22 protein-coding genes and 1 pseudogene are annotated in these 23765 nt (G+C 40.3%); 9 read left to right on the forward strand and 14 right to left on the reverse strand.

Annotated features, from left to right (window positions below; translation table 11 throughout):
• Window positions 1-2: 2 nt before the first annotated feature.
• From QZ135_RS02810 to QZ135_RS02820, 3 genes are all read right to left on the reverse strand, one after another.
• Window positions 3-512, reverse strand: coding sequence for an ECF transporter S component (locus tag QZ135_RS02810; protein ID WP_294605748.1), 510 nt, complete (start codon window positions 510-512; stop codon window positions 3-5).
• 152 nt (window positions 513-664) lie between these two features.
• Window positions 665-1786 (reverse strand): DUF362 domain-containing protein, encoded by a 1122-nt coding sequence (locus QZ135_RS02815; protein ID WP_294605750.1) that lies wholly within the window; start codon window positions 1784-1786, stop codon window positions 665-667.
• 126 nt (window positions 1787-1912) lie between these two features.
• Window positions 1913-2410 (reverse strand): HU family DNA-binding protein, encoded by a 498-nt coding sequence (locus tag QZ135_RS02820; RefSeq protein ID WP_294605751.1) that lies wholly within the window; start codon window positions 2408-2410, stop codon window positions 1913-1915.
• Between the two features lie 295 nt (window positions 2411-2705).
• Between QZ135_RS02820 and QZ135_RS02825 the strand changes: the two genes are divergently transcribed.
• The gene (locus QZ135_RS02825) at window positions 2706-3797 is read left to right on the forward strand and encodes a 6-bladed beta-propeller (RefSeq protein WP_294605753.1); all 1092 of its coding nucleotides are present in this window, start codon (window positions 2706-2708) and stop codon (window positions 3795-3797) included.
• 12 nt (window positions 3798-3809) lie between these two features.
• Here QZ135_RS02825 and QZ135_RS02830 read toward each other — a convergent pair whose 3' ends face one another.
• From QZ135_RS02830 to QZ135_RS02855, 6 genes are all read right to left on the reverse strand, one after another.
• A complete protein-coding gene (locus tag QZ135_RS02830; RefSeq protein ID WP_294605891.1) occupies window positions 3810-4571 on the reverse strand; it encodes a class I SAM-dependent methyltransferase in 762 nt (253 codons plus the stop codon).
• A gap of 7 nt (window positions 4572-4578) precedes the next feature.
• Window positions 4579-5064 carry a YdeI/OmpD-associated family protein gene (locus tag QZ135_RS02835; RefSeq protein ID WP_294605754.1) on the reverse strand — a complete coding sequence of 162 codons (486 nt, stop codon included), beginning with the start codon at window positions 5062-5064 and terminating at the stop codon, window positions 4579-4581.
• Window positions 5065-5093: 29 nt separating this feature from the next.
• Entirely contained in the window at window positions 5094-6104 is a 1011-nt protein-coding gene (locus QZ135_RS02840) for a hypothetical protein (protein ID WP_294605755.1), read from the reverse strand.
• Between the two features lie 634 nt (window positions 6105-6738).
• Window positions 6739-7311, reverse strand: coding sequence for a DUF5043 domain-containing protein (locus QZ135_RS02845; protein WP_294605756.1), 573 nt, complete (start codon window positions 7309-7311; stop codon window positions 6739-6741).
• 182 nt (window positions 7312-7493) lie between these two features.
• Complete coding sequence (locus QZ135_RS02850; protein ID WP_294605757.1) at window positions 7494-7928, reverse strand: hypothetical protein; 435 nt, start codon at window positions 7926-7928, stop codon at window positions 7494-7496.
• Window positions 7929-8065: 137 nt separating this feature from the next.
• Entirely contained in the window at window positions 8066-9016 is a 951-nt protein-coding gene (locus tag QZ135_RS02855) for a hypothetical protein (protein ID WP_294605758.1), read from the reverse strand.
• A 119-nt stretch (window positions 9017-9135) separates the two neighbouring features.
• Between QZ135_RS02855 and QZ135_RS02860 the strand changes: the two genes are divergently transcribed.
• Window positions 9136-9789 (forward strand): DUF4476 domain-containing protein, encoded by a 654-nt coding sequence (locus QZ135_RS02860; protein ID WP_308757897.1) that lies wholly within the window; start codon window positions 9136-9138, stop codon window positions 9787-9789.
• A 205-nt stretch (window positions 9790-9994) separates the two neighbouring features.
• On the opposite strand, the gene QZ135_RS02865 is transcribed toward QZ135_RS02860, so the two are convergent.
• Window positions 9995-10219, reverse strand: coding sequence for a DUF4248 domain-containing protein (locus tag QZ135_RS02865; protein WP_294605762.1), 225 nt, complete (start codon window positions 10217-10219; stop codon window positions 9995-9997).
• 240 nt (window positions 10220-10459) lie between these two features.
• Here QZ135_RS02865 and QZ135_RS02870 point away from each other — a divergent pair, with 240 nt between their 5' ends.
• Both QZ135_RS02870 and QZ135_RS02875 read left to right on the forward strand, forming a co-directional pair.
• Window positions 10460-10648, forward strand: a complete 189-nt coding sequence (locus tag QZ135_RS02870; protein WP_294605764.1) for a WG repeat-containing protein — start codon at window positions 10460-10462, stop codon at window positions 10646-10648.
• Between the two features lie 31 nt (window positions 10649-10679).
• Window positions 10680-11210, forward strand: coding sequence for a GNAT family N-acetyltransferase (locus QZ135_RS02875; protein ID WP_294605766.1), 531 nt, complete (start codon window positions 10680-10682; stop codon window positions 11208-11210).
• A gap of 10 nt (window positions 11211-11220) precedes the next feature.
• On the opposite strand, the gene QZ135_RS02880 is transcribed toward QZ135_RS02875, so the two are convergent.
• Window positions 11221-11748, reverse strand: coding sequence for a hypothetical protein (locus QZ135_RS02880; protein ID WP_294605768.1), 528 nt, complete (start codon window positions 11746-11748; stop codon window positions 11221-11223).
• Window positions 11749-11870: 122 nt separating this feature from the next.
• Window positions 11871-12758, reverse strand: a complete 888-nt coding sequence (gene fabD, locus QZ135_RS02885) for an ACP S-malonyltransferase (RefSeq protein WP_294605770.1) — start codon at window positions 12756-12758, stop codon at window positions 11871-11873.
• 396 nt (window positions 12759-13154) lie between these two features.
• Between fabD and QZ135_RS02890 the strand changes: the two genes are divergently transcribed.
• From QZ135_RS02890 to xylE, 4 genes are all read left to right on the forward strand, one after another.
• On the forward strand, window positions 13155-13886 hold the full coding sequence (locus tag QZ135_RS02890) for an NUDIX domain-containing protein (RefSeq protein ID WP_294605772.1): 732 nt from the start codon (window positions 13155-13157) through the stop codon (window positions 13884-13886).
• Window positions 13887-13954: 68 nt separating this feature from the next.
• On the forward strand, window positions 13955-15445 hold the full coding sequence (locus QZ135_RS02895) for an FGGY-family carbohydrate kinase (protein WP_294605774.1): 1491 nt from the start codon (window positions 13955-13957) through the stop codon (window positions 15443-15445).
• Between the two features lie 39 nt (window positions 15446-15484).
• Entirely contained in the window at window positions 15485-16801 is a 1317-nt protein-coding gene (xylA, locus tag QZ135_RS02900) for a xylose isomerase (RefSeq protein ID WP_294605776.1), read from the forward strand.
• Between the two features lie 102 nt (window positions 16802-16903).
• Window positions 16904-18355, forward strand: a complete 1452-nt coding sequence (gene xylE / locus QZ135_RS02905; RefSeq protein WP_294605778.1) for a D-xylose transporter XylE — start codon at window positions 16904-16906, stop codon at window positions 18353-18355.
• Window positions 18356-18451: 96 nt separating this feature from the next.
• Here xylE and QZ135_RS02910 read toward each other — a convergent pair whose 3' ends face one another.
• Window positions 18452-21724, reverse strand: a complete 3273-nt coding sequence (locus tag QZ135_RS02910) for a TonB-dependent receptor (RefSeq protein ID WP_294605780.1) — start codon at window positions 21722-21724, stop codon at window positions 18452-18454.
• Between the two features lie 217 nt (window positions 21725-21941).
• On the opposite strand from QZ135_RS02910, the gene QZ135_RS02915 reads away from it, so the two are divergent.
• Window positions 21942-23474 (forward strand): carbon-nitrogen hydrolase family protein, encoded by a 1533-nt coding sequence (locus tag QZ135_RS02915; protein WP_294605782.1) that lies wholly within the window; start codon window positions 21942-21944, stop codon window positions 23472-23474.
• Window positions 23475-23480: 6 nt separating this feature from the next.
• Here the strand turns inward: QZ135_RS02915 and QZ135_RS02920 are convergent.
• Window positions 23481-23684 (reverse strand): annotated as a pseudogene (locus tag QZ135_RS02920) (SIMPL domain-containing protein); the annotation flags it as partial.
• Window positions 23685-23765: the final 81 nt, after the last annotated feature.

The following is a 23765-nucleotide window of genomic DNA, read 5'->3' on the forward strand; positions in this document are numbered from 1 at the left end:
TTTTAAAGTTTGGAAATGGCTTTCAGTACAGCATAGCCACCGAACCATTGAATCAGCATACCCGGAATACCTATACGGAAGTCCTGTACGGCCAAGAAGAAGTTACCGCACCAAGCCCATTCAAAAGCCGTACCAATCACCTGATAAATAAGAATTGCACCAAGTAATGCAATTAAAGATACCTTTTTAGTATATCGTGCGGCAAGCGCAGCAGCCCCCGCTAATAAACCTGATTTTACTAACAACACAGGCAACACGGCTGCGGCAGGCATGCCAAACAGCAAATGATTAATCACCGGAGAAAGCAAGGCTGTAAGCAATCCTACACGGAAGCCGAATTTATAAGCGGCAATCAGCGTAAAGAAATAGATAGGCAGTAATGTTTGGCCCCCCATAGGCACCAGATGGCAAAGCTGTGGCAATGCAATATTTCCTGCAATAAATAAGAGTGCAAACAAGTAAGTCTTTACGTTACCAAACGACAAAGAGTAGAGTTTAACAGATGTTTCCATTATTCAATGATTAGATTTTAATTTATTATTATGATAATTTTTCAAGATACAAAGGTAGGGGATGAGTAGTCATTCTGTTTATAGATTTGTATCAATCCCTATTAGTTTTGTATCGGTATGTTTGTATTAAGACTCTTTCGGAGTGAAAAGGTTTAAATCTTCACCAATTCATATTGCATATTGCCCAATCCTATCTTTTCTGCATGACACAATCCGGCCAGCCAGTCGGTATTCGGATGCATCAGATGAAATTTATCGTGACCACACAAATCATCATGTTCATGCTCCGAAGAGAGACGGTTTTCCGTATGTAGGATAGGAGCTTGGATAACCATATCCGCGCATGCTTTATCCAAAGCTACGGGGTCTGTAGAAGCTAGAATACCGAGGTCAGGGATAATGGCTGCATCATTATGGTTCCAGCAGTCACATTCCGGAGAAACATTCATGATAAAGCTGATATGAAAGTTCGGTTTATCCTTTACAACAGCCAGTGAATATTCGGCAATCTTGTAGTTCAAGCGTTCGGAGGTATCTTCATCGCCCATCACGGCACCATCATATTGGCACAGAGCAACACATTGCCCGCAACCAACACATTTAGCATAGTCGATTTCTGCTTTGCGTCCTGCATTCAGATGTACAGCATCGTGTGCACAGTGTTTCACGCAAATATTACAGCCGATACAGCTTTCCGTATCAATCCTGGGTTGAGAAGCCGAATGCAATTCCAACTTTCCGGCTACACTGGCACAGCCCATACCCAAGTTTTTTAAAGCGCCTCCAAAGCCTGCCTGTTCGTGTCCTTTAAAGTGGTTCATACTGATGATGATATCAGCATCAGCAATGGCTGTACCGATTTTGGGTGCGGCACAATATTCACCGTTCAAAGGGATTTCCCGGCAGTCCGTACCTTTCAAACCGTCTCCGATGATAACCTGACATTGCGCGGATATAGGATTATAACCATTTTCCATTGCACTTTGCAGATGATCGACTGCATTGGCACGTCGACCAGAGTAGAGTGTGTTGCAATCCGTCAGGAAAGGTTTTGCACCATGCGTACGCAGTAAGTTCGCCATGCGTGCCGCATAGTTCGGACGGAGATAAGCAAGATTTCCAGGCTCACCGAAATGAATCTTGATAGCTACAAAATTGTCTTTTAAAGGGAGCTGTTCAATACCAGCCCGCTTCACCAAGCGTTCCATCTTGTCGAGAAGATTGGAAGTAGGAGAGGTACGCAAGTCTGTGTAGTATACTTTTGATGTTTCCATTATAATACCTATTTATTATTATAGTATGTGCAAAAATAACAGATATTATCCATATAAATAGGTATAAAACAAAAAAAAGTAGCGAAAATGCTTTCACTACTTTTTCATTCTCATCCCGAAGGAAGATTATCCTAACGGGTTATCCTCCAAACCACCTTCACCGCCTTGACTGCCACCGCCCTGGTTGCCGCCATTGCCACTATTACCGGAACTGCTTCCGTCTGTATAATCCGTATCCACCGGAACGGCACGTGTCACACTCATCTCTCCCAATGTACGTTGGAAAATCTTACCCGGAGTGAATACAATACGTTTACGGATGATGTTACTTGCCGTAACCTTTTCAGCAGAATCTTCGCTCTTGGCCTTAATGGTAGGACGAAAAATTCCAAACTCACCCAATTGAACACTCTTACCGTCATCAATATCTTCCGCCATCATATCGACTAAGCCACTGACTACCAAGTCCACTACCTTGCGATGCACTCCGCAAAGACGACTAACCTTAGCACACGTTTTGCTAAAACTCATCTGTCCCGAACGAACAGATTTGGCTACATACTTCTCTGTTTTTGAATCATCAAAACCAAATACTCTCTTTGTTACTACATACTCTAAAGCCATAATTGTTAAAGTTTAAATGGTTAAAAAAATAAGGTTTACTGTTGTCATTTGTTTCAATGACTTTGCAAAGGTACAACGAGATGTTTGATGTATTGTCCCCTTTTGGTACCTTTAGAGGTGTTTTTCTGAGAAAAGTAATAAGATGCTAATTTTCAAGGCATTGAAAAAAGGTATAAGGTTTGCATAGAAGATTATTATGCTTTTACCCTCTGTTTTTGCTTTAATGTTTTGCACATTCTATTATTATTCAATATCTTAGTACTCTAATTTATAAACACATAAAAAAGAAAGCGCTATGAAACACTCTTATTTCTATTCTTTCGCTTGTTTTATTTTACTTCTTACTGCTTGTTCGGGAGAAAAAACAGCTGATGCCAAACTCCCGATCATAAATATAGATGAGAGTACTGGGCATTTTGAGAATGATTACACTTCGGAAGCGTACAAAACACTGCTCAAAAATCCTAAGATTCTCCAACTGGAAACGAAAGACGACTGCTTGTTGGGTGGTTTTGTCTCTATTTGCGACGTCACTCCTAAATACATCGTTGTGGGAGGTGATAAGAAAATCTATTTCTTTGATGCGCATAGCGGGACATTCCTTTCGAAGATAGACAGACAAGGAGATGGCCCCGAAGAATATAATGATATATATTTCAGTTATTTTGATGAAGAAAATGAACTCGTTTATATCGCAACGCTCAAAAAGATTAAATCCTATAAGCCGGACGGGACCTTTGTCAATGAATATCCCAAAGATAGTTTTACCAACCTTGCGCATACCACCGATGGTTATTGGGGGATTTACGAGAGGGAATATTGGAAACAGCATTTAATTGCTTTACTGGACAAGGACTGGAAAGTAAAGCAATCTTTTTTTCCTGACCGTGAGGCTGCTTTTGTGAATGGAGACTTTTATATTCCACCCCGATTTAGAGAAGCTAATAACCATATATATACTATGGTAGACGATACGCTTTATACAAATAAAGAGGATAAGCTTTTTCCTGCTTTGGTTATTAATAAGGGCAAACTGAAGATGCCGAATGAAATCATTGGTGTTTTAGACCGCCTTGTCTCGGAAGGACAAAAGTACATCCAGATGGATGCTGCATTAATTGTGGGTAACTTAATGTTCTACAATTTCTTTTTGGAGCGTGGTCGGCATTATACCGTTTGGGATATAAAAACCGGAGAATTGCTGACACATTCTAAAAGTGGATACTTTATGCCTTTAGATGAAAAGACTACTGTAAATGCGCAGTTTTCTTTAATTAAGAATGATAAAGGTTATGCACTGCTTTCTACTAATGAATTGGCTAAATATGGACTGAGGGATGATGAAGATGATTCCAATCCGTTGCTGCTGCGTGTAGATTTAGAATGAAGATGAGAAACATCATTTATTTAATGCCAAAACATATATTTGTTTTTCAGAGCTATCACTAAAGGTTTCTTCTTTAAAATCTCCAAACTTGTACATAATATTAAATCCTGCCCATTCCAGATATGAATCCAGTTCTTGAGGGAAAAACAATCTCATATCCAAATCTTGAACTGAATGAAACTTACCATTTATAAAATAATGCCATTTTATACGATTAATTTGGGTTGCGTTTTCATAACGCATTGTTTGTTTTATCAATATTTTCCTTCCGTCACCGGTGACATATTCGGCTATTACTTTCTGCTCTTTTTCGCTTTCAACAATGTATTGAATATTAGGGTTGAAACAATCTAATAGCAATATTCCTTTTTCTTTGAGATGACCTTTAATAGCCTGTAATGCTTTAAATAAATCTTCATTTTTATATAAATGATGGATTGAATTAAATGGAATAAAAATAAAATCGAATTTCTCTTGTAGGTTCAATGTTCTGATATCTGCCTCAATGAAGTTAATCTCTAAACCCGCTTCGAAAGCTTTTGCCTTTGCTTGTTCAAGCATTGATGAAGTGTAATCTACTCCACAAATATTGTATCCATCTTTTGCAATGGGAAGTGTTAGTCTGCCTGTGCCACAGCAAAGTTCAAGTATCTTGGCGTCCTTGTTTTTCGGCAACCACTTTTTGTAAAATGGTAAATCAGAGAGGAAGGTGTTCAATCCATCATAAATATTTGCGTCATAAATCAAATCACCAACATTGTAATTTGTACTCATTTTATTTTTATTCTCTATCTGCATATTTTTTACTTTTGGAAAGTCCGACAAGTGTTTCTGCTATCCTGTTCACTTTTGTTTGTTCCGTCTTTGCAGAATATATCCACTTGACATACTTCTCTTGTTCATTCTTGTTGAGTGAATTGAAAAATTGTAAAGCTTCGCTGTCATCTTGCAGGCATAACAAAAACTCTTCGGGAATTTCTATCGGTTCATTGTCCGGATACAAAGTGATGTGAACGCAATCGCCTGCCTGTTTCTTTATCTTTTTTCGGATTTCAGATTTTACGGCAAGAAGTAAATCACCTTCTCCGGATGGCATTAAATGATAGTTTCTGATTTCATAGCCGTCGATGCTTCCACGTACTTTTACCCAACCGAACGGAGCATTCGGATCTGGTTGAATTTCAGGAATGATCGTATAAGTCCAACCACATTTGCCAGGCATTTTTTCAAGCAGATATTCTTTATTGACCAATGGCTTTTCATTCATTTTATTGCTCTTCTATATTTATACCAGATTTAGTCTTCTCTGAAAGGCGTATTATCTTTGGCATATGCCCCCTGACAAAATATAGGGTATCCATAAGACAATTCAGTAAAAGGAGTGTTCAAAAAAGCATCTAAATCTGTAAAACTTCTATATACCTCAGCCGTTTGTTGGGAATCAGCAACGGTAAATAAAGTGATTGTTGAATTCTTCAAGATGTCTTCCGTATTTTCCACATTACTCAATGATAGTTTTGATAAGACAGCATCCGCAACTTCTTTATACGAATACTTACTCTCAATAACAAAAAAGGCAGCTTTCCCATAAGAAATAGAACGTACATACACCGGGTTGTCCTGACTCATATCATTTTCTTTATCTTGAAAGAAACCATTTGCCGGATAATCCATATATGATGTAAAATTAATGCTTGATAGTTCTCCTGCTAATCTACTTTTTACATCATTTATTTTGCTTCCGTTGCTCATTACTTTCGCTAAATTTTCTCCAAGTATTCCATCGTTATTTGGAAAAACTTTATTGAGATCGGTAGAGGAATATATTTCTACCAGTTTGACCCCAAGGGAAGAATGCTTGCTTTCAATATATTCTTTATACTCTTGCGAGTCTAAAGATTTCACCAGTAATTTCATATATCCTGATGCCCCGCTTCCTTTCTCAAGAGTGCCGGTAAAAGGCTTGGTAAATGTGAAGATAACATCTATAGGCTTTTTATACGCTGCTATTTCAGGTTTGAAAGATCTTTTGAATTCTTTTTCTGTGTATGCCGCACCAACATAGAAAGCCGGTGGAGTTACCACATACCAGTTCTTTACTGATATATTTCTATCTCCGATAAACATGTCATCTGCAGTTGTTGCAGGGTGAACAAAATCCCATTTGAATGGGGCATTTTCAAATCTTCCCGCAGTAGATTCAGGATTCAGCGGATCTTCCTTTTCTTTGCTGCATGAAGAGCAAAATAAGGTCAATAATAGGCTGAGAAAAACGCAACCTAATTTGTGCTTTTTAGTGAATGACATATGCTTGATTTTAATGTTAAATTCGACAATGCTATTTCTACTAGGAGAAAAATGAAAAGACTTCTTGAGTTATTGTGTTTGCTTATTATCATACTGTTTTATTTAAATCGTTGTTTTTGTGAATACAAAGTTAAGCAATTTGCTAGGAAAAACAATTCCATAATAGGGAAAATAATTAAAAATCTCATAATCTTACTTTGGATAATCAGTCAATACTTCTCTAAATATCCATTTTCTATATTTCTTTTGAAACTCTATTCTAGGAAGTATCTTTCAACTTTCGTCTGCATAGTTTTTGGCATATACTATTGATTGCGAGTACCTTTATACAGCTAAGTAATAATGTTATAATTAAGAATAAGCACTTCATTATTTATATTTCAAATCTTTAAATGAAACTTTAAACATGTTATATACATAGAAGTTTGATTTTAGAGGCTGCTGTAATATCTAAAATGACAACAATGAATAAAATAAATATTCTTTTCATGCTTTCTATTTCAACTCCTCTTAAAAATTTTGATGTATAAGCATATAATTCGTCTGTGCGCAAATATGTTATATAGAATGAAAAACATTTGATTCATTTATAAGCAGATTCATACATACAGACGATTATAATTAGAATGACTTACTATTTAGGTTCTTGCGCCCACCAATAAAAGATATAACTCAGTTTTTTTCCTTCGTCAGTAGGGGTGAACCAAATATCTTTTTTTATTTCTGTTTCAATTTTACGATAAACGGAAATAGGAATAGTCGCAGGAGGATCGGATTTATGAAATTCAAAGCTCACCTCATCAACTTTGCCTGTACTAGAATTTATATACATAATTATATTAAAATCATGTCCTTTTATTCTTTGTTTTTCACTATCCGAAAATGCAGCATTAACAATGGAAAAACGTTTCGAACGTGTCCAAGTGTCACTCTCAAGCAATTTAATGCCTGCATCTGTTTGTGCAAAAGATCCACCTGTGCTTTTGTAAACAGGATAAGTATTAATCCATTTGTTACTTTTGTTATAAAGTGTAACAAATCCAGAAGCTCTTACATTACACTGATAAGTGTAGCCACTCTCGTAAAATGTCTTGGTAGCAATATAATAATTTGTCTGTACATACAAATATGTAGCACTGAACAATATACTGATAAAAATAATTAAACTTTTCATTAGCAATTGTGCTGTTAATTTCTTTATTTTCATGGAATTTCATATATTCTCTTCCGTTTTCTTCGCTATCAATTATACTTTTAAATAGTTGTAAAGCTATATCCTTTACTCACAGGCCTATCTATTCTCTCATTTCATAGTGTTCCTAGTGAAAAATTACACTAGGAACACTGAAAATTTATATTATTTGCTCTGATTCTATTCAGTTACCGGATTTATTTCCATTGATATTTTTCAACTACTTTTTGTTTAAATTTAGTAACTCCTTTAGATCGAGCATGAATATATATTTCTATTTCCACCATATAAATGTCATCTAAAATATCTCCTTTGAATTGTTTACGTAGATTTATTTTATAGTCTTTACTCTTTTTAGGATCTATAAATATCTCATCACTACGTCTCTTGAACACATAGTTAGAAGATGAGCTCAGTATGTTCCCTTTTATATCTTTATAGCTTATCGTATAATATGTACCTGCTTCTGGGATATCATCCATACGAGGTTCGATAACAACCAATTCGTCAAATTGATTAGTTAAATTCAAGTTTACAATTTTATTATCCTTATCATAGGATAGTTTATAAGTTATTTGCGCTTGACTAACTAATGAAAAACAGAATGATAAAGCGATTAATAATGTTCTCATATTTTTTGTATTTTTATTTTGATACTTTTTTGTATAATTCTTGGTATTTCCATAACATCCATTGAAGTTCTGCTGTATAGTGAGTACTTTTACTAATTCCATTGTTCAATTCTGCAGTATAGGTTTCTATTTCATTTTTATACCACACTGCCTTGTTCTCTGGCTATATCAGATAATCTCATATAAGCTCCGTACTTTGTATAATACGATTCTGACTTCAGTGCTTTATTTAAATAACATGTAGCAGAGTCATATTGCCCCTCTTTGTAAAAGCTACTTCCTATAATTAAAAAGGCTGCATATTGCTTTGTTGCATTTGGTTCTAAATCCAAGAAAAGTTGTGCTGTTTCTCGCGCTTCTTTTGTTCTACCCATATATTGATATAGCGATGCAAGAGAATATAGTGTTTTCTTTTTTATCGGAACATTATCCGAGAGGTGTATTATAGACCAAACCTTTAGGAGCTTTTCTTCCGCTTTCGGATAAGATTTCTCTCCTTTTTCCATGCAAATATCTGCACTCTTAATTAAACTGACAGCCCAACGCAATGAGTCGTGATGCTCACTTGCAAGGCGTTCTACTTTACTGTATAACGAATCTGCTTCTTCAAGTAGGCCATGAGTATAAAAGAGATGTCCTAAATTAGATTGTAACAAACATATCAAATCATAATCTTGCTTTTCTTCTGCCAGAGGTAGTGCTTTCATAAATTCACGCACAGTCCCTACTGCATCTTGATTATCTTGATAAATACGTCCCCAATAGTAATGTGCTTTTGCACGCATTGATATATTTCCTGTATTATCGTAATATTGTACAGCAACGCGTATTAACGAATCATTTGTATGACGAATATAATTTTTATCATGAGCTTGAGTGAGTAACAGTGCATATTGGGCTTGTAAAGAAGAAGTGTATAAAGATTCTAATGGAATAGAATTTAGAGTTTGCAAGGCACTGTCATAGTATGAATTCTGAATCAAAGAGTCTGCACAGACTAAGAGTTCTTCTTGTTTGCTTATCGGGCGATAGGTACAGGAATAGCAAACATAGCCCAGAAATAATAAAAAGTATATGATGTTTTTCATGAATTGCTCATATTAGGGAAATCTCCCTCAAAAATAGGGAAAAAGATAATATTATATGCTTTTTCCCGCCTATATTTGTGCTAACATAAGAACTAAAAACAATATATACAATGAAAACAATAAAAACAATAAAACTGACATTGGCGCTACTGATATTTGCAATCTGTATAAGTAGCTGTGCCGCGATTTTGGGAATTGACAGTAACACCTTGATGAAAGTTCAGAAAGGGATGACCAAACAAGACGTTACATCCATATTGGGGCAGCCGATGCACCGTAGTTTCGATCACGAAGTGGAAGGATGGACCTATGAGAAAAACATTGCCGGAGCTCCCGGAATAACGGTTATCGAACTTGGTTTTGTCGATGGGAGACTGACTTATATGGATTCCTACGAGAAATATACGAATCCGCCCGTAGCTGTTTATCCCTCCGTAGAAGTCAATGGAGACATTCCTTCCCGTCCGCACGTCACCGTTGGGAGGGGAATGAATGAAAGAGATTTCCAGTCGCTTTATAATAAAGTGAAAAGCAAGCCTTTCAAGGACGACCAACTGGAATTATTGGAAAATGGCATTGGCAATAGAAAGCTGAGTTGCAAGCAATGCGTGCGGATGATGTCAATATATACGTTCGATGATGACAAGCTGAAAGTGTTGAAAATCCTGGCTCCGAACATTGCCGACCGGGAGAATTATGACGAGATAATCGATGCACTCGATTTCATCTCCAGTGAAGAGAAAGCAAGACATATTTTGGGGATAAAGAAGTAAATGATAAATCGATACAATTACGAGTATCCCATTAATAACCGTAAACAGTGTTTTTAAAGAATAACAGGAACGTTTTTTAAGAATGTTCCCGACGTTTATTAACAGCGCAGAAATCAGTCACAAGACCTAAACTAAATATATATCAACAGAAAAGGCGGTAAATCCTCGTAAGGAAGTACCGCCTTTTCATCTTTTACACCCGTCGTTATTCCAGATACGGGTCGCCCAGATTTTCCAAAATCAACCCGAATTGCTTAGGGGTAAGCCATCGGTGATTATACGGCAAATAGCCTGTTTCTGATAAAGCAATTGTCAAATTAGTGCACCGTTTGATGCTTCGTTGTAAAGAGCGCACTGCGTTCTTCGGAGTAGAACAACCCGGAAAATACATTCCGGCAAGTTCCGAAAAAGAAAGGATAAGTTTTGCCATTTGCTAAGGTTTTAGGTTTATATTAAAGTTTTGTTCTTAAACTTCTACAAATATACTACATCAGAAAGGCGAAGTCAAGTGTTTCAGTCCTTATTTTCAACTGTTTTTCAATTCATGGTGCTAATCTTTTCTGTTACAGGCATAAACTTCTCACGACATTTCTTATCTTTGACCGCTGACTTACTCAGCATACCGATAATTCAATGTTTAACGAACTATTGTAGGGAGGATACTCAGAAGATGAAAATACAAAAATTAGTGCCAACGGAAGAGAATGGCAAGTGGGGCTTTCTGGATGCAGCTACAAGCGAAAAGGTGATTCCATTTATATATGATGATGCCCGCTATTTTAATAAAGATGGCAAAGCAAAGGTAAAACTAAACGGTGAAACGTTCTTTATAGATATGGAAGGAAACCGGGTTGAATAAATATAAAAAATGAAATAACTTAAATGCGCCAATGATTCATAAAGACGAGATTATATTAAAGCCCTTGCTTGACGAAGACATACTGTTGTTTAATGAATGGTTGAACAAGGATTATATCTATAAATGGCTGTGTCCGGACGGAGAAGGGCAAAGAGATGCCTGGCTGGATGAAGTAAACAATAGAAATGATGAGTACGATTTCATGAAACACTTCATTGTTTACTATAAGGACAGGAAAATAGGGTATTGCCTTTATGCTGATTGTTTCTTCTTGAAAGATTTTGAGGAGGAGGGGCACGACTTTGAGAGTTTGTATGGCGATGTACCCGAAAAGAATCACACTTACGAGATTGGCTATTTGATTGGTGAAGAAGAGTATCTGAATAAAGGTATCGGTAAAATAATGATCCAGAAGTTAGAAGAGAAAATCATTGAGCTGGGAGGACACGAAATTTCGGCAGACCCTTCCGAAGAGAATACTGTTTCAATAAAAGTGTTGCTGAGTAATGGTTTTAAGAAGAAAAGCGATGGGGATTACCGGAAAGCGATAGGGGGAATGTAGAAACGAAGACTTATTTATTTATCTTCTTCAAAATATTCCGAATGGTAGTCTTAACTCCTGTGGAGTAATATTCCGTATCTGCATTCTCTAATATGAGCTGTAGCTCCTTCAAAAGTTCCGGTTCGCACTTGCAAAGCCGATAAGCCATTCTAATGGCCAGAGCTTGTACGCCTATACTTTCCTGTGGAGCCAGCATGTGGTCCAGACAGTAGTTCAGTAAATCTATGGAAATAGGAGTGGACACGGGTACATTATACAGTATGGATAGAAACAGACGTTTAGAACCATCGTGCCGACAAGTCAATAACCGCTGGATCATGTCGTCCTGCAATGGGACAAACCAGCTGGGATGTTGCTCACTCACTTTCTCGCATGCCCATATAGCCCGCCACGAAACAACGATTTTATCATCGGAAATCAGTTGATACATATCTTTCAGGTATTCAGGATGCAGACATATTTCCCGTACCAGCTTATCTATTGATAACTTACTTAGGGGCATTGCAAGAGTATTTCTGAACTCGTCTATCTTTTCCATAATCACGCATATTTGTGCAAATATAAGGAATCTTCCGGTCTGTTGCCACAATCGAAGCCGTAAAAAAGAAAGGCTGCCTTCCAAATTGGAGGACAGCCTTGATAAATATAATTTTCAAAGGATTATGCAATGCCGTGAGCAGACACTTCCGGGGCAATCTTCTTAATAAGCCCTTGCAACACAGCCCCCGGACCACATTCTGTGAAATCGGTAGCACCATCAGCAACCATATTCTTAACTGTCTGTGTCCAGCGTACGGAAGCCGTCAACTGAGCAACAAGATTCTTCTTGATTTCTGCCGGATCAGTATGGGGCAGAGCATCTACATTCTGATAAACCGGGCATTTTGGAGTATGGATTTCAGTAGCGTTGATAGCAGCTTCCAATTCCACCTTTGCAGGGTTCATCAGCGGAGAGTGGAATGCACCGCCCACCTTCAATGGTAAAGCGCGTTTTGCTCCGGCAGCTTTCATCAGTTCGCAAGCCTTGTTGATACCTTCGATAGAACCGGAAATCACAATTTGTCCCGGACAGTTATAGTTAGCAGCAACGCAAACTTCACCTTCGGCAGTCACTTGCGCACAGATTTCTTCTACTTTCTCGTCAGCCAAGGCAATGATGGCTGCCATTGTGGAAGGTTGTGCTTCGCATGCTTTCTGCATAGCCATAGCACGAGCGTAAACCAACTTCAAACCGTCCTCGAAACTCAATGCACCGGCAGCTACCAGGGCAGAGAATTCACCCAGTGAATGACCGGCAGTCATTTCAGGCTTAAAGTCATCGCCCATGCAAAGGGCAGAAATAACAGAATGGAGGAATACAGCAGGCTGAGTCACCTTTGTCTGGCGCAGATCTTCATCCGTGCCGTTGAACATAATATCCGTAATGCGATATCCCAGGATATCATTAGCTTTTTCAAACAATTCTTTTGCTAAAGCGGAATTTTCATACAGGTCTTTACCCATTCCTACGAATTGGGCACCCTGACCCGGAAATACAAATGCTTTCATATTGTTCTTATTTTAGGTGTTAATTAAAAAAGTGGTGCAAAGGTATAGCTTTTTCTGATAACCACCGCACAAATGTATGTTTTTTGTGCAATGCTTCCAAGGCAAAGGACGCAAGAATACAATAAGAACCTGCTATTCCTTTTTCACTCCGGTTATACTAAAATCCTTAAAAATAAAGCACTTCACTCTTATTGTACTTCCTACAATTACCTGCTTCCTTTGTTTATCAGGAATACATATTGTCCTTTCAACGATAAGCCCGCATTTTCATATTGTAGAATATACGATATGTATCATATTGAAAAATAATGCTTTATAACATGTTATTTTTCAAGTTTTACTTGCTTGTGTATTCAAAAAACCTGTTTATATTTGCAGCGCTTAAACAAAAATATTATGCAGGATATAGAACAGAAAACCCCATTGGCCAACAATCATATCTCAGTAGACTGTGTAGTGATTGGCTTTGACGGAGAACAATTAAAAGTTCTTTTGATAAAGCGTGTAGGTGAGGAACAAGGCGAAATCTTTCACGATATGAAGCTTCCCGGAAGTCTTATCTATATGGATGAGGACTTAGACGAAGCAGCCAAACGAGTGCTGAACGAATTGACGGGATTGAAGAATGTTAATCTGATGCAGTTCAAGGCATTTGGTTCCAAGGACCGGACAAAGGACCCGAAAGATATTCATTGGTTGGAGCGTGCCATGCAATCGAGGGTGGAGCGTATCGTTACGATAGCCTATCTGTCATTGGTGAAGATTGACCGCGCATTGAGCCGTAATCTGGACGATTTCGAAGCATATTGGGTGGCGCTGCAAGATATAAAAGCGCTGGCTTTCGATCATAATCTGATTATAAAAGAAGCATTAGTATATATCCGACAGTATGTTGAGATAAACCCGTCTTCCTTGTTCGATTTACTCCCCCGCAAGTTTACCGCATCACAATTGCGCACCTTATATGAATTGATATACAGCAAACCGATTGATGTGCGGAACTTCCACAAGAAAATCGCCATGATGGAATATGTAGTTCCGATGGAAGAAAAGCAACAGGGAGTTGCCCACCGTGCCGCACGCTACTACCGCTTCGACAAAAAAATATATAATAAAGTAAGAAGATAGGTGATGCTAAAAGGCGAACAGAGACCATCATTTTTTAACTTTTAATTTTCAATTTTTAATTTATCTATATGTATTTATTAGGCTATGACATTGGAAGCTCGTCCGTAAAAGCGAGTCTGGTAAACGCCGAAACCGGCAAATGTGTATCTTCCGCTTTCTTTCCTAAGACAGAAGCGGCTATCATTGCTGTAAAACCGGGTTGGGCGGAACAAAATCCCGAAAGCTGGTGGGAGAATCTGAAACTTGCCACACAAGCGGTTATGACTGAATCGGGTGCAAACGCAGGTGAAATCAAGGCAATTGGTATCTCTTATCAGATGCATGGATTGGTGTGTGTGGATAAAGCCCAGAACGTGCTGCGTCCTTCCATCATCTGGTGTGACTCACGTGCTGTTCCTTTCGGGCAGAAAGCATTTGAAACGCTGGGAGAGGAGAACTGCCTTTCGCATCTATTAAACTCCCCGGGCAACTTTACCGCCTCCAAACTGGCATGGATAAAGGAAAATGAACCGGCTATCTACGAAAGAATCTATAAGATTATGCTTCCGGGTGATTACATCGCCATGAAGCTGAGCGGCGAAATCTGTACTACCGTTTCCGGTCTTTCGGAAGGTATGTTCTGGGATTTCAAGAACAACCGTGTGGCCGACTTCCTGATGGATTACTACGGCTTCGACAAATCTTTGATTGCAGACATCAAACCGACATTCTCCGAACAGGGACGAGTAAATGCTGCCTCTGCAAAAGAACTGGGCCTGAAAGAAGGTACGCCGATTACTTATCGTGCAGGCGACCAACCTAATAATGCTTTGTCACTCAATGTATTCAATCCGGGTGAGATTGCTTCTACAGCAGGTACTTCCGGCGTAGTATATGGTGTGAACGGTGAAGTGAATTATGATCCGAAATCGCGCGTGAATACATTTGCTCACGTGAACCACACGGACGAACAGACTCGTCTGGGTGTTCTGCTTTGCATCAATGGTACGGGTATCCTTAACTCTTGGGTGAAGCGCACGATTGCTCCCGAAGGTATCTCTTACAATGAAATGAATGTATTGGCATCGCAAGCTCCCATCGGCAGTGCAGGTATCAGTATCCTGCCTTTCGGTAACGGTGCGGAACGTATGCTTGAGAATAAGGAAATCAACTGTTCCATCCGTGGCTTGAATTTCAATTTGCATGGTAAACAGCATATTGTACGTGCGGCTCAGGAGGGTATTGTATTCTCCTTTAAATATGGTATCGACATTATGGAAGGTATGGGTATTCCCGTACAGAAAATCCATGCAGGACATGCGAATATGTTCCTTAGCTCCATCTTCCGTGATACATTGGCGGGTGTGACGGGTGCAGTGATTGAACTGTATGATACGGACGGTTCGGTAGGTGCGGCCAAAGGCGCAGGTATCGGGGCAGGTATCTATAAAGATAATAATGAAGCATTTGCAACGCTGGAAAAACTGGATGTTATCGAGCCTAACCAGGCTAAGCGTCAGGAATATGCGGATGCTTATGCACGCTGGAAACATCGTTTGGAAAAATCAATGGCTAAATAAACTGATAATAATTAACCCTTTAAAAATTCAATTAAAATTATGGCAACAAAAGAGTATTTTCCCGGAATAGGAAAGATTAAATTCGAAGGTAAAGAAAGTATGAACCCGATGGCATACCGTTATTACGATGCTGAGAAGGTGATTATGGGTAAAAAGATGAAAGATTGGTTGAAGTTTGCTATGGCTTGGTGGCACACTCTCTGTGCAGAAGGTGGCGACCAGTTCGGTGGTGGAACCAAACAATTCCCTTGGAATGGTGATGCTGACGCTTTGCAGGCAGCTAAAAATAAATTGGACGCAGGTTTCGAATTCATGCAGAAGATGGGTATTGAATACTATTGCTTCCATGATGTAGACCTTATCTCTGAAGGTGCAAGTATTGAAGAATATGAAGCTAACCTGAAAGCTATCGTAGCTTATGCAAAACAGAAACAAGCTGAAACAGGCATCAAATTGTTGTGGGGTACAGCTAACGTATTCGGTCATGCACGTTATATGAACGGTGCTGCTACCAATCCTGATTTCGATGTTGTGGCTCGCGCTGCTGTTCAGATTAAGAACGCTATTGACGCTACTATCGAACTGGGTGGTTCAAACTATGTATTCTGGGGCGGCCGCGAAGGTTACATGTCATTGCTGAACACTGACCAGAAGCGTGAAAAAGAACATCTTGCAAAGATGCTGACCATTGCTCGTGACTATGCACGTGCACGTGGCTTCAAAGGTACTTTCCTGATTGAGCCGAAACCGATGGAGCCGACCAAGCATCAATATGACGTAGATACTGAAACTGTGATTGGCTTCCTGAAAGCTCACGGTCTGGACAAAGACTTCAAAGTAAACATCGAAGTTAACCACGCTACTTTGGCCGGCCACACTTTCGAACATGAACTGGCTGTAGCTGTTGACAACGGTATGTTGGGTTCTATCGATGCTAACCGTGGTGACTACCAGAACGGTTGGGATACCGACCAGTTCCCCATTGACAACTATGAACTGACTCAGGCTATGATGCAAATTATCCGTAACGGTGGTTTGGGTAATGGCGGTACAAACTTCGATGCTAAAACTCGTCGTAACTCTACCGACCTGGAAGATATCTTCATCGCTCACATTGCAGGTATGGACGCTATGGCACGTGCTTTGGAAAGTGCAGCTAAATTGTTGGAAGAATCTCCTTACAAGAAGATGTTGGCTGACCGTTACTCATCATTCGACGGTGGTAAAGGTAAAGAATTCGAAGAAGGCAAGCTAACTCTGGAAGACGTTGTGGCTTATGCGAAAGCTAACGGCGAACCGAAGCAAACCAGCGGTAAGCAGGAATTGTATGAAGCAATCGTAAATATGTATTGCTAATGATTAGCGGTGAGTGATTAGTGATAAGCAACGCAGCTAATCACTAATCACTATCCCGCTAATCATTACTCTCTCTCATTTATCAACCTAATCTTTTTTATCATGAATGATGCGAACAATGGTAGTAAACTCTACCTATATTCTATCACAAGTGTTGCCATTCTGGGAGGATTGCTGTTCGGATACGATACAGCGGTAATCTCCGGTGCGGAGAAAGGTCTGGAGGCCTTCTTCCTGCAAGCAACGGATTTCCAATATGATAAGGTGATGCATGGCATCACATCTTCCAGCGCACTTATCGGCTGTGTACTCGGAGGTGCCCTTTCCGGCATCTTTGCTTCCCGCCTGGGACGCCGCAATTCGTTGAGACTGGCATCTGTGCTGTTCTTTTTGTCGGCATTGGGTTCTTACTATCCCGAAGTTTTATTCTTCAACTACGGTGAGCCGAATATGAACTTGCTCATCGCATTCAATCTGTATCGTGTATTGGGCGGTATTGGTGTAGGTCTTGCATCTGCGGTATGCCCGATGTATATTGCAGAAATTGCTCCTTCTAATATTCGTGGCACGCTGGTATCTTGTAACCAGTTTGCCATTATTTTTGGTATGTTGGTAGTTTATTTCGTCAACTTCCTGATTATGGGCGACCACACCAATCCTATTATTGACAAGAGTGTGGATGGCATTTTGTCCGTAAACCCCGCTTCGGATATGTGGAGTGTACAGACTGGTTGGCGTTATATGTTCGGTTCAGAGGCTTTCCCGGCTGCATTGTTCGGGTTCCTGCTTTTCTTCGTGCCGAAGACTCCGCGTTATCTGGTACTGGTACATCAGGATGAAAAGGCATACTCTATCTTGGAGAAAGTAAATGGTGCAAGCAAAGCGAAAGAAATTCTGGCAGAAATCAAAGCTACTTCGAAGGAAAAGACAGAAAAGTTATTCTCTTATGGCGTAGCAGTTATCGTTATCGGTATTTTACTTTCTGTATTCCAACAGGCTATCGGTATTAATGCCGTATTGTATTACGCTCCACGTATTTTTGAAAACGCAGGTGCTGAAGGTGGTGGTATGATGCAGACAGTCATCATGGGTATTGTAAATATCGTGTTTACTCTGATTGCCATCTTTACAGTAGACCGCTTTGGCCGCAAGCCGCTGCTGATTATCGGTTCTATCGGTATGGCAGTAGGTGCATTTGCCGTGGCAATGTGCGACAGCATGGGTATCAAAGGTATTGTTCCGGTATTCTCCGTAATCGTATATGCTGCTTTCTTCATGATGTCATGGGGACCGATTTGCTGGGTACTGATTTCAGAAATCTTCCCGAATACAATTCGTGGCAAGGCTGTAGCTATCGCTGTTGCTTTCCAATGGATTTTCAATTACATCATATCGTCCACATTCCCGGCATTGTACGATTTCAGCCCGATGTTCGCATATAGCTTATATGGCATTATCTGCGTCGCTGCTGCAATCTTTGTATGGCGTTGGGTGCCCGAAACAAAGGGTAAGACTCTGGAAGATATGAGTAAGCTCTGGAAGAAAAACAGGTAAGTTCTCTCTCCTTTAATATCTTATAAATGAAAAAGGTGCAGCCGGGTAATTTGGTTGCACCTTTCTTTATATAAGAAGACTACTTATTTATTCGCATCAATTGAATATATAACGTAGACCTATTTGGAGTTTCCAACACTCACTGTAGTTCAGGTTGCGGGTGAAGCTTTCGGTTGGATATTCCTTATTACTGTTTTTATACATGGAGAAGATAGGAGTGTTATTTTCATCCTTACCCGTATAAGTGAGGATTCGTCCTCCATTGGCTACAGACATGTTTTTGTTTACGCCCCACTTACTATTCAGCAGATTGCCTACATTCAGGATATCCAGGCTGAGTTGCAGTCTGTTCTGGGTCTTGCCTATCTTCACAAAGAAGTCGCGGCTCCAACGGAAATCAAAGCGGTGTACCCACGGGGCACGTGCTGCATATGCTTCGGCATACTCGCCTTTATGCTTCTTCAGATACGGGTCCTGATTCACAAATTTCCAGAAAGCATCTGCATCTTCGGTGCTTGCGAATTTGATTTCATCTTTGGTTTTGGGGATATACATGAGGTCATTCGTCACACCGTCGCCGTTCATATCATTGGTGTACATGAAGCTATAACCTCCGGCAGAATATCCGCTATAGAAAAGGCTGAAATTAGAAGATGTTTTCTTATTCAGATGCACGCGCCAGTTGATAGAAGCGATTACACGGTCGGGAGTGACGTAGCGCGAACGCATCAATCCAGAGTTGTTCGGACCGTTAATAGAAGGCATATTTGTCCAGGCAGAGTTGGCATCGGAACCAGGCATGCCACTGATTTCTTTGGATTCAGTATGCGTGTAGGCAGCCATGATATTCACGTTCTTTACAGGTTCGGCGGTTACAGTGATATTTCCTGTCCAACCCCAGCCTTTGGAAGTGTTGGTCAATACGTTTGCACTATTGATATTGCTGTGTTCCAGGTAGTTCTTTGGATAGATATAACGGTCATCCGACCCGTTGAAATGCTGCCATGCATCATCCGGACTTTTTATGTTATAGTTATATTGACGTACGGCGTTGATGTCCTTAGAGAACATTCCTTCCAATGTAACGGTAAGAGGGAAGGAGACAGGCACCTGATAATCCAGCGCCAGGGAGGTCTTCCAGACTTGCGGCATCTTGAAATCCGGGTCAATACCTACTATACCGCTTGGCAGTACACCTTCTTCGGGAGTGATGGTTGTAGGGAGTCCTAATGTGGAAATCATCTGGTTTACATCCGTTATCATGTTTCCTTTCAGCAAGTCCAGACGCGGGTCGCGGCTTGTAACTTTACCATCCTTATATCTGGTAGTGATGCTCACCAGATTCTGAATCATACCGGAGTTAGTGGGCATATTGGTAAAAAATACCAGAGGGATGCGTCCTGTGAAGAATCCCGAACCTCCACGCAGTTTCAGAGTCTTATCATTGAATACATCCCAAGTGAAGCCCAAACGCGGGGAGAATTGCATTTTACTGTCAGGCCATGCACCTGTATCGATGTGCATACCGTCGAAATCCAAATCATAGATGGCCTGGTTACGCATCAGGTCGTTCAGGAAACTCAGATTATCCATACGTATACCCGCAGTCAGTTTGAAATTATCGCGAATATTCCATTCATCTTGCAGATAGATACCCAACTGACCGAAATTCACATCAGCGGAAGGCTTCGTGTTGCCATTGTAACCATAGGCTAAGGCAAAAGACTCAGGAGCAGCTCCATTTTTGAAATCATCGAAACTGGAATAACGGTAGTAGCCTGTTCCGTTGCGCATGTATGAGTTACTTGCCTTTTGGCGTTCGTAGCTGATACCGGCCGTTAATTTATGGGCTCCCAGATAGTAAGTGAAATTGTCAACGATGGTCATTACCGTATTCTTCACTTTATTATTGTAAGTAAACAACTCATATCCCGCCGTCATGTACGGTTCCAGGATCGGATTTCCGTCTTCATCGTATCCGTACATGATGTCGATGAAAGGGAACAGGCTGGAATTTGTGCCGCGCTCATCTTTCATATCACTGTATGTGAACAGTAACTGATTGGATATAGTGGAAGTGAAGCGGCTGTTTAATTCTGCGGTAACAGAGTTTACAACATTCTGCTGGGAATAGCAGGCATTTGCATAAGCCATGGAGTACTTGGAAACACGGTCGTATGGCAAACGATAGCCGGTGTTTCCTGAACTTCCATTGGGGGCGTTCCAGGTTGTGTTATCAGTAAAGTTATAACGCACACTCAACTTGTTTCCTGCATTAATGTTCCAGTCGATACGCCCCAATAGTTTCAGATTGGTTATGTCAGCAGGGAAACTGGTGAAAGAGCCGGTATCATAACCATATTTATCTTTCAGTATTTGAGAGAATTCGGCCATATCCGCTTCTGTAGTGCGAGAGATAGTGGAGTTATTAGAGGTTTCACCCTCTTTTGCAGCACGCCATTTTACTACTTGTTGCGGACTCTTTTCATATTCCACATTGGCAAAGAAGAACAATTTATCTTTGATAATCGGACCGCCGAAAGTGGCACCATACACAGTCTTAGATTCTTCGGCACGTGCACCGAAATCCGTATCACCGATTTTATTGCCGCGCATCACTTCATTATTGAAATACATGTAGGCGCTACCTCTATAAGTATTGGTACCCGATTTCGTAATCGCATTGATGCCTGCACCGATAAAGTTAGCTTGGCGCACATCAAAAGGAGCAATGACCACTTGCACTTCGTCAATGGCATCCAATGAGATGGGATTGCCACCACCCGGCAGTTCGGAAGACAAACCGAAGTTGTTGTTCAGATTGGCACCATCTACCGTGAATGTGTTGGAGCGCCCGTCTCGACCACCGAAAGTATTGCCGGAAGCATAGGGAGAAATACGTGTAAAGTCACTGAGGCTGCGATTAATACTCGGCAATGTGGTCAACTGCTCGGTCGATATGTTGGTAGTAGCACCAGTCTTTTCGGCACTGAATTTCGACTTACTGGCTGTCACAGTGACTTCTCCCAGTAGTTCGGAAGCTTCGTGCAGGGTTACATTTAAAGAATAAGTCTCACCCAATTGCAATTGGATACCTGTATATATTGCTGTTTGATAACCTACATAAGAAACCGTCACCTTGTACGGGCCACCGGTACGCATACCTTGAAAACTAAAACGTCCGTCTATATTGGTAACAGTGCCGTAGCTGGTTCCGGAGGGTTCGTGTACCGCTACCACTGTAGCTCCTATGACAGATTCCCCGTCTGCCATAACCTTTCCACTCATTCCGGCAGTAGTTACCTGTGCTCTTACCATTCCTGTAACAGAAAGTAAAAGCACTAACAGAAATAACATCTTTTTTGCCATGATTTTTAATTTTTAGTGAATAAAATATAACCCCTTACGAAAACGCCACAAAAGTATAAAAAAAAGTAAAATAAGCACTTGGTAAAAGTGTTAAATCCTTGCTGCGTTTTTGTAACAAGATGAATGTGCTATAAAAATATATGCTTCCAAAGACAATGTGTGATTTTTAACTGTACCTTTGCAGTGGATTTAACATTCTGGAATAACAGAGAACACTATGGATTCATTGAAAATTAATAAGGTCCAATTGCGTAATTTACAGATAGAAGACTATGAGCAATTGGCGCAATCATTCACCCGTGTATATACGGATGGCAGCGATGTGTTTTGGACACATAAACAAATTGAGAAACTGATTAGGATTTTCCCTGAAGGACAGATTGTCACGGTAGTGGACGAAAAAATTGTTGGCTGTGCACTCTCCATCATTGTGAATTACGATGATGTGAAGAATGACCATACTTATGCACAGGTAACCGGGAAAGAAAGCTTCAATACACATAACCCTAAAGGAAATATCCTGTATGGCATTGAAGTGTTTATTCATCCCCAATACCGTGGCCTGCGTCTGGCACGCCGCATGTACGAGTATCGGAAAGAGCTTTGCGAAACGCTGAATCTGAAAGCTATCATGTTCGGCGGGCGTATTCCTAACTATCATAAGTATGCCGACCAGATACGACCGAAAGAGTATATAGATAAGGTGAAGCAAAAAGAAATCTTCGACCCTGTACTGACTTTCCAACTCTCCAATGACTTCCACGTGCGTAAGGTAATGCGCAACTATCTGCCTAATGACGAGGAGTCGAAGCACTATGCTTGTCTGTTGCAGTGGGATAATATCTATTATCAGGAACCTACACTGGATTATGTAACACCCAAAACAACGGTACGCGTCGGTCTGGTGCAATGGCAGATGCGTAGTTATAAAACTCTGGATGATTTATTCGAACAAGTAGAATTCTTTGTGGATGCCGTGTCGGATTACAAGAGTGACTTTGTCCTTTTTCCCGAATACTTCAATGCTCCGCTGATGGCAAAGTTCAACAATGAAGGCGAATCACAAGCTATCCGTGGACTGGCAGCTTATACAGAGGACATCAGGGAACGGTTTATTAAACTGGCTATCAGTTATAATATCAATATCATTACAGGCAGTATGCCTCTTATTAAGGAAGACGGGTTGTTATATAATGTCGGCTTCCTTTGCCGTCGCGATGGCAGTTACGAGATGTACGAAAAGCTACATGTGACACCCGATGAAATTAAAAGTTGGGGATTGAGTGGCGGAAAAGCTTTGCAAACATTTGATACGGATTGTGCTAAAATAGGTGTGCTGATTTGTTATGATGTGGAATTCCCCGAATTATCCCGAATCATGGCAGACCAAGGCATGCAGATATTGTTTGTTCCTTTCCTGACGGATACGCAGAATGCTTATTCCCGAGTGAAGGTGTGTGCACATGCCCGTGCCATTGAGAATGAATGTTTTGTGGTCATTGCCGGCAGTGTGGGAAACCTTCCGCGTGTACACAACATGGATATCCAGTATGCCCAGTCAGGCGTATTTACGCCTTGTGATTTTGCTTTCCCTACGGATGGCAAGCGGGCGGAAGCTACGCCAAACACAGAAATGATTCTTGTTTCTGACGTAGACCTGGATTTACTGAACGAATTGCATACATATGGCAGTGTGCGCAATCTGAAAGACAGGAGAAGTGATTTGTATGAGGTGAGGATGAAGAAATAAAATCACCCGATAGTTTTCCGGTTTAGATTTTCCGTCAAACTCTTCTGCCCAAAACTCTTTTATTTCAATCAGGTAATGAATTTCGTCGGGCACAAGCGTTATTTCCGAAGTCCCGGTCACCTCGATATACTTATTATTATCACTCTCTTGGCCGAAGGCAATGGTGCCGACAAATAGTAATGCTGCAAATAGTAAAAGTCTAGTTTTCATAACAGAATGTTTTCTTAGAGAATTATTATTTGTAATGATACAAAAAAATGCAATTCAATCAAATAATTGAATTGCATTTTT

The organism is uncultured Bacteroides sp. (genome assembly GCF_905207245.1).
In the GTDB taxonomy this organism is placed as follows: domain Bacteria; phylum Bacteroidota; class Bacteroidia; order Bacteroidales; family Bacteroidaceae; genus Bacteroides.

Coding starts and splice junctions, on each gene's coding strand:
- QZ135_RS02825 (WP_294605753.1), top strand. CDS start 2,706: ATGAAACACTCTTATTTCTATTCTTTCGCTTGTTTTATTTTACTTCTT.
- QZ135_RS02880 (WP_294605768.1), bottom strand. CDS start 11,748: ATGGAAAAGATAGACGAGTTCAGAAATACTCTTGCAATGCCCCTAAGT.
- QZ135_RS02835 (WP_294605754.1), bottom strand. CDS start 5,064: ATGAATGAAAAGCCATTGGTCAATAAAGAATATCTGCTTGAAAAAATG.
- QZ135_RS02855 (WP_294605758.1), bottom strand. CDS start 9,016: ATGAAAAACATCATATACTTTTTATTATTTCTGGGCTATGTTTGCTAT.
- QZ135_RS02875 (WP_294605766.1), top strand. CDS start 10,680: ATGATTCATAAAGACGAGATTATATTAAAGCCCTTGCTTGACGAAGAC.
- QZ135_RS02810 (WP_294605748.1), bottom strand. CDS start 512: ATGGAAACATCTGTTAAACTCTACTCTTTGTCGTTTGGTAACGTAAAG.
- QZ135_RS02850 (WP_294605757.1), bottom strand. CDS start 7,928: ATGAGAACATTATTAATCGCTTTATCATTCTGTTTTTCATTAGTTAGT.
- QZ135_RS02845 (WP_294605756.1), bottom strand. CDS start 7,311: ATGAAAATAAAGAAATTAACAGCACAATTGCTAATGAAAAGTTTAATT.
- fabD (WP_294605770.1), bottom strand. CDS start 12,758: ATGAAAGCATTTGTATTTCCGGGTCAGGGTGCCCAATTCGTAGGAATG.
- QZ135_RS02830 (WP_294605891.1), bottom strand. CDS start 4,571: ATGAGTACAAATTACAATGTTGGTGATTTGATTTATGACGCAAATATT.
- QZ135_RS02840 (WP_294605755.1), bottom strand. CDS start 6,104: ATGTCATTCACTAAAAAGCACAAATTAGGTTGCGTTTTTCTCAGCCTA.
- QZ135_RS02865 (WP_294605762.1), bottom strand. CDS start 10,219: ATGGCAAAACTTATCCTTTCTTTTTCGGAACTTGCCGGAATGTATTTT.
- QZ135_RS02895 (WP_294605774.1), top strand. CDS start 13,955: ATGTATTTATTAGGCTATGACATTGGAAGCTCGTCCGTAAAAGCGAGT.
- QZ135_RS02915 (WP_294605782.1), top strand. CDS start 21,942: ATGGATTCATTGAAAATTAATAAGGTCCAATTGCGTAATTTACAGATA.
- QZ135_RS02870 (WP_294605764.1), top strand. CDS start 10,460: ATGAAAATACAAAAATTAGTGCCAACGGAAGAGAATGGCAAGTGGGGC.
- xylE (WP_294605778.1), top strand. CDS start 16,904: ATGAATGATGCGAACAATGGTAGTAAACTCTACCTATATTCTATCACA.
- xylA (WP_294605776.1), top strand. CDS start 15,485: ATGGCAACAAAAGAGTATTTTCCCGGAATAGGAAAGATTAAATTCGAA.
- QZ135_RS02910 (WP_294605780.1), bottom strand. CDS start 21,724: ATGGCAAAAAAGATGTTATTTCTGTTAGTGCTTTTACTTTCTGTTACA.
- QZ135_RS02890 (WP_294605772.1), top strand. CDS start 13,155: ATGCAGGATATAGAACAGAAAACCCCATTGGCCAACAATCATATCTCA.
- QZ135_RS02815 (WP_294605750.1), bottom strand. CDS start 1,786: ATGGAAACATCAAAAGTATACTACACAGACTTGCGTACCTCTCCTACT.
- QZ135_RS02820 (WP_294605751.1), bottom strand. CDS start 2,410: ATGGCTTTAGAGTATGTAGTAACAAAGAGAGTATTTGGTTTTGATGAT.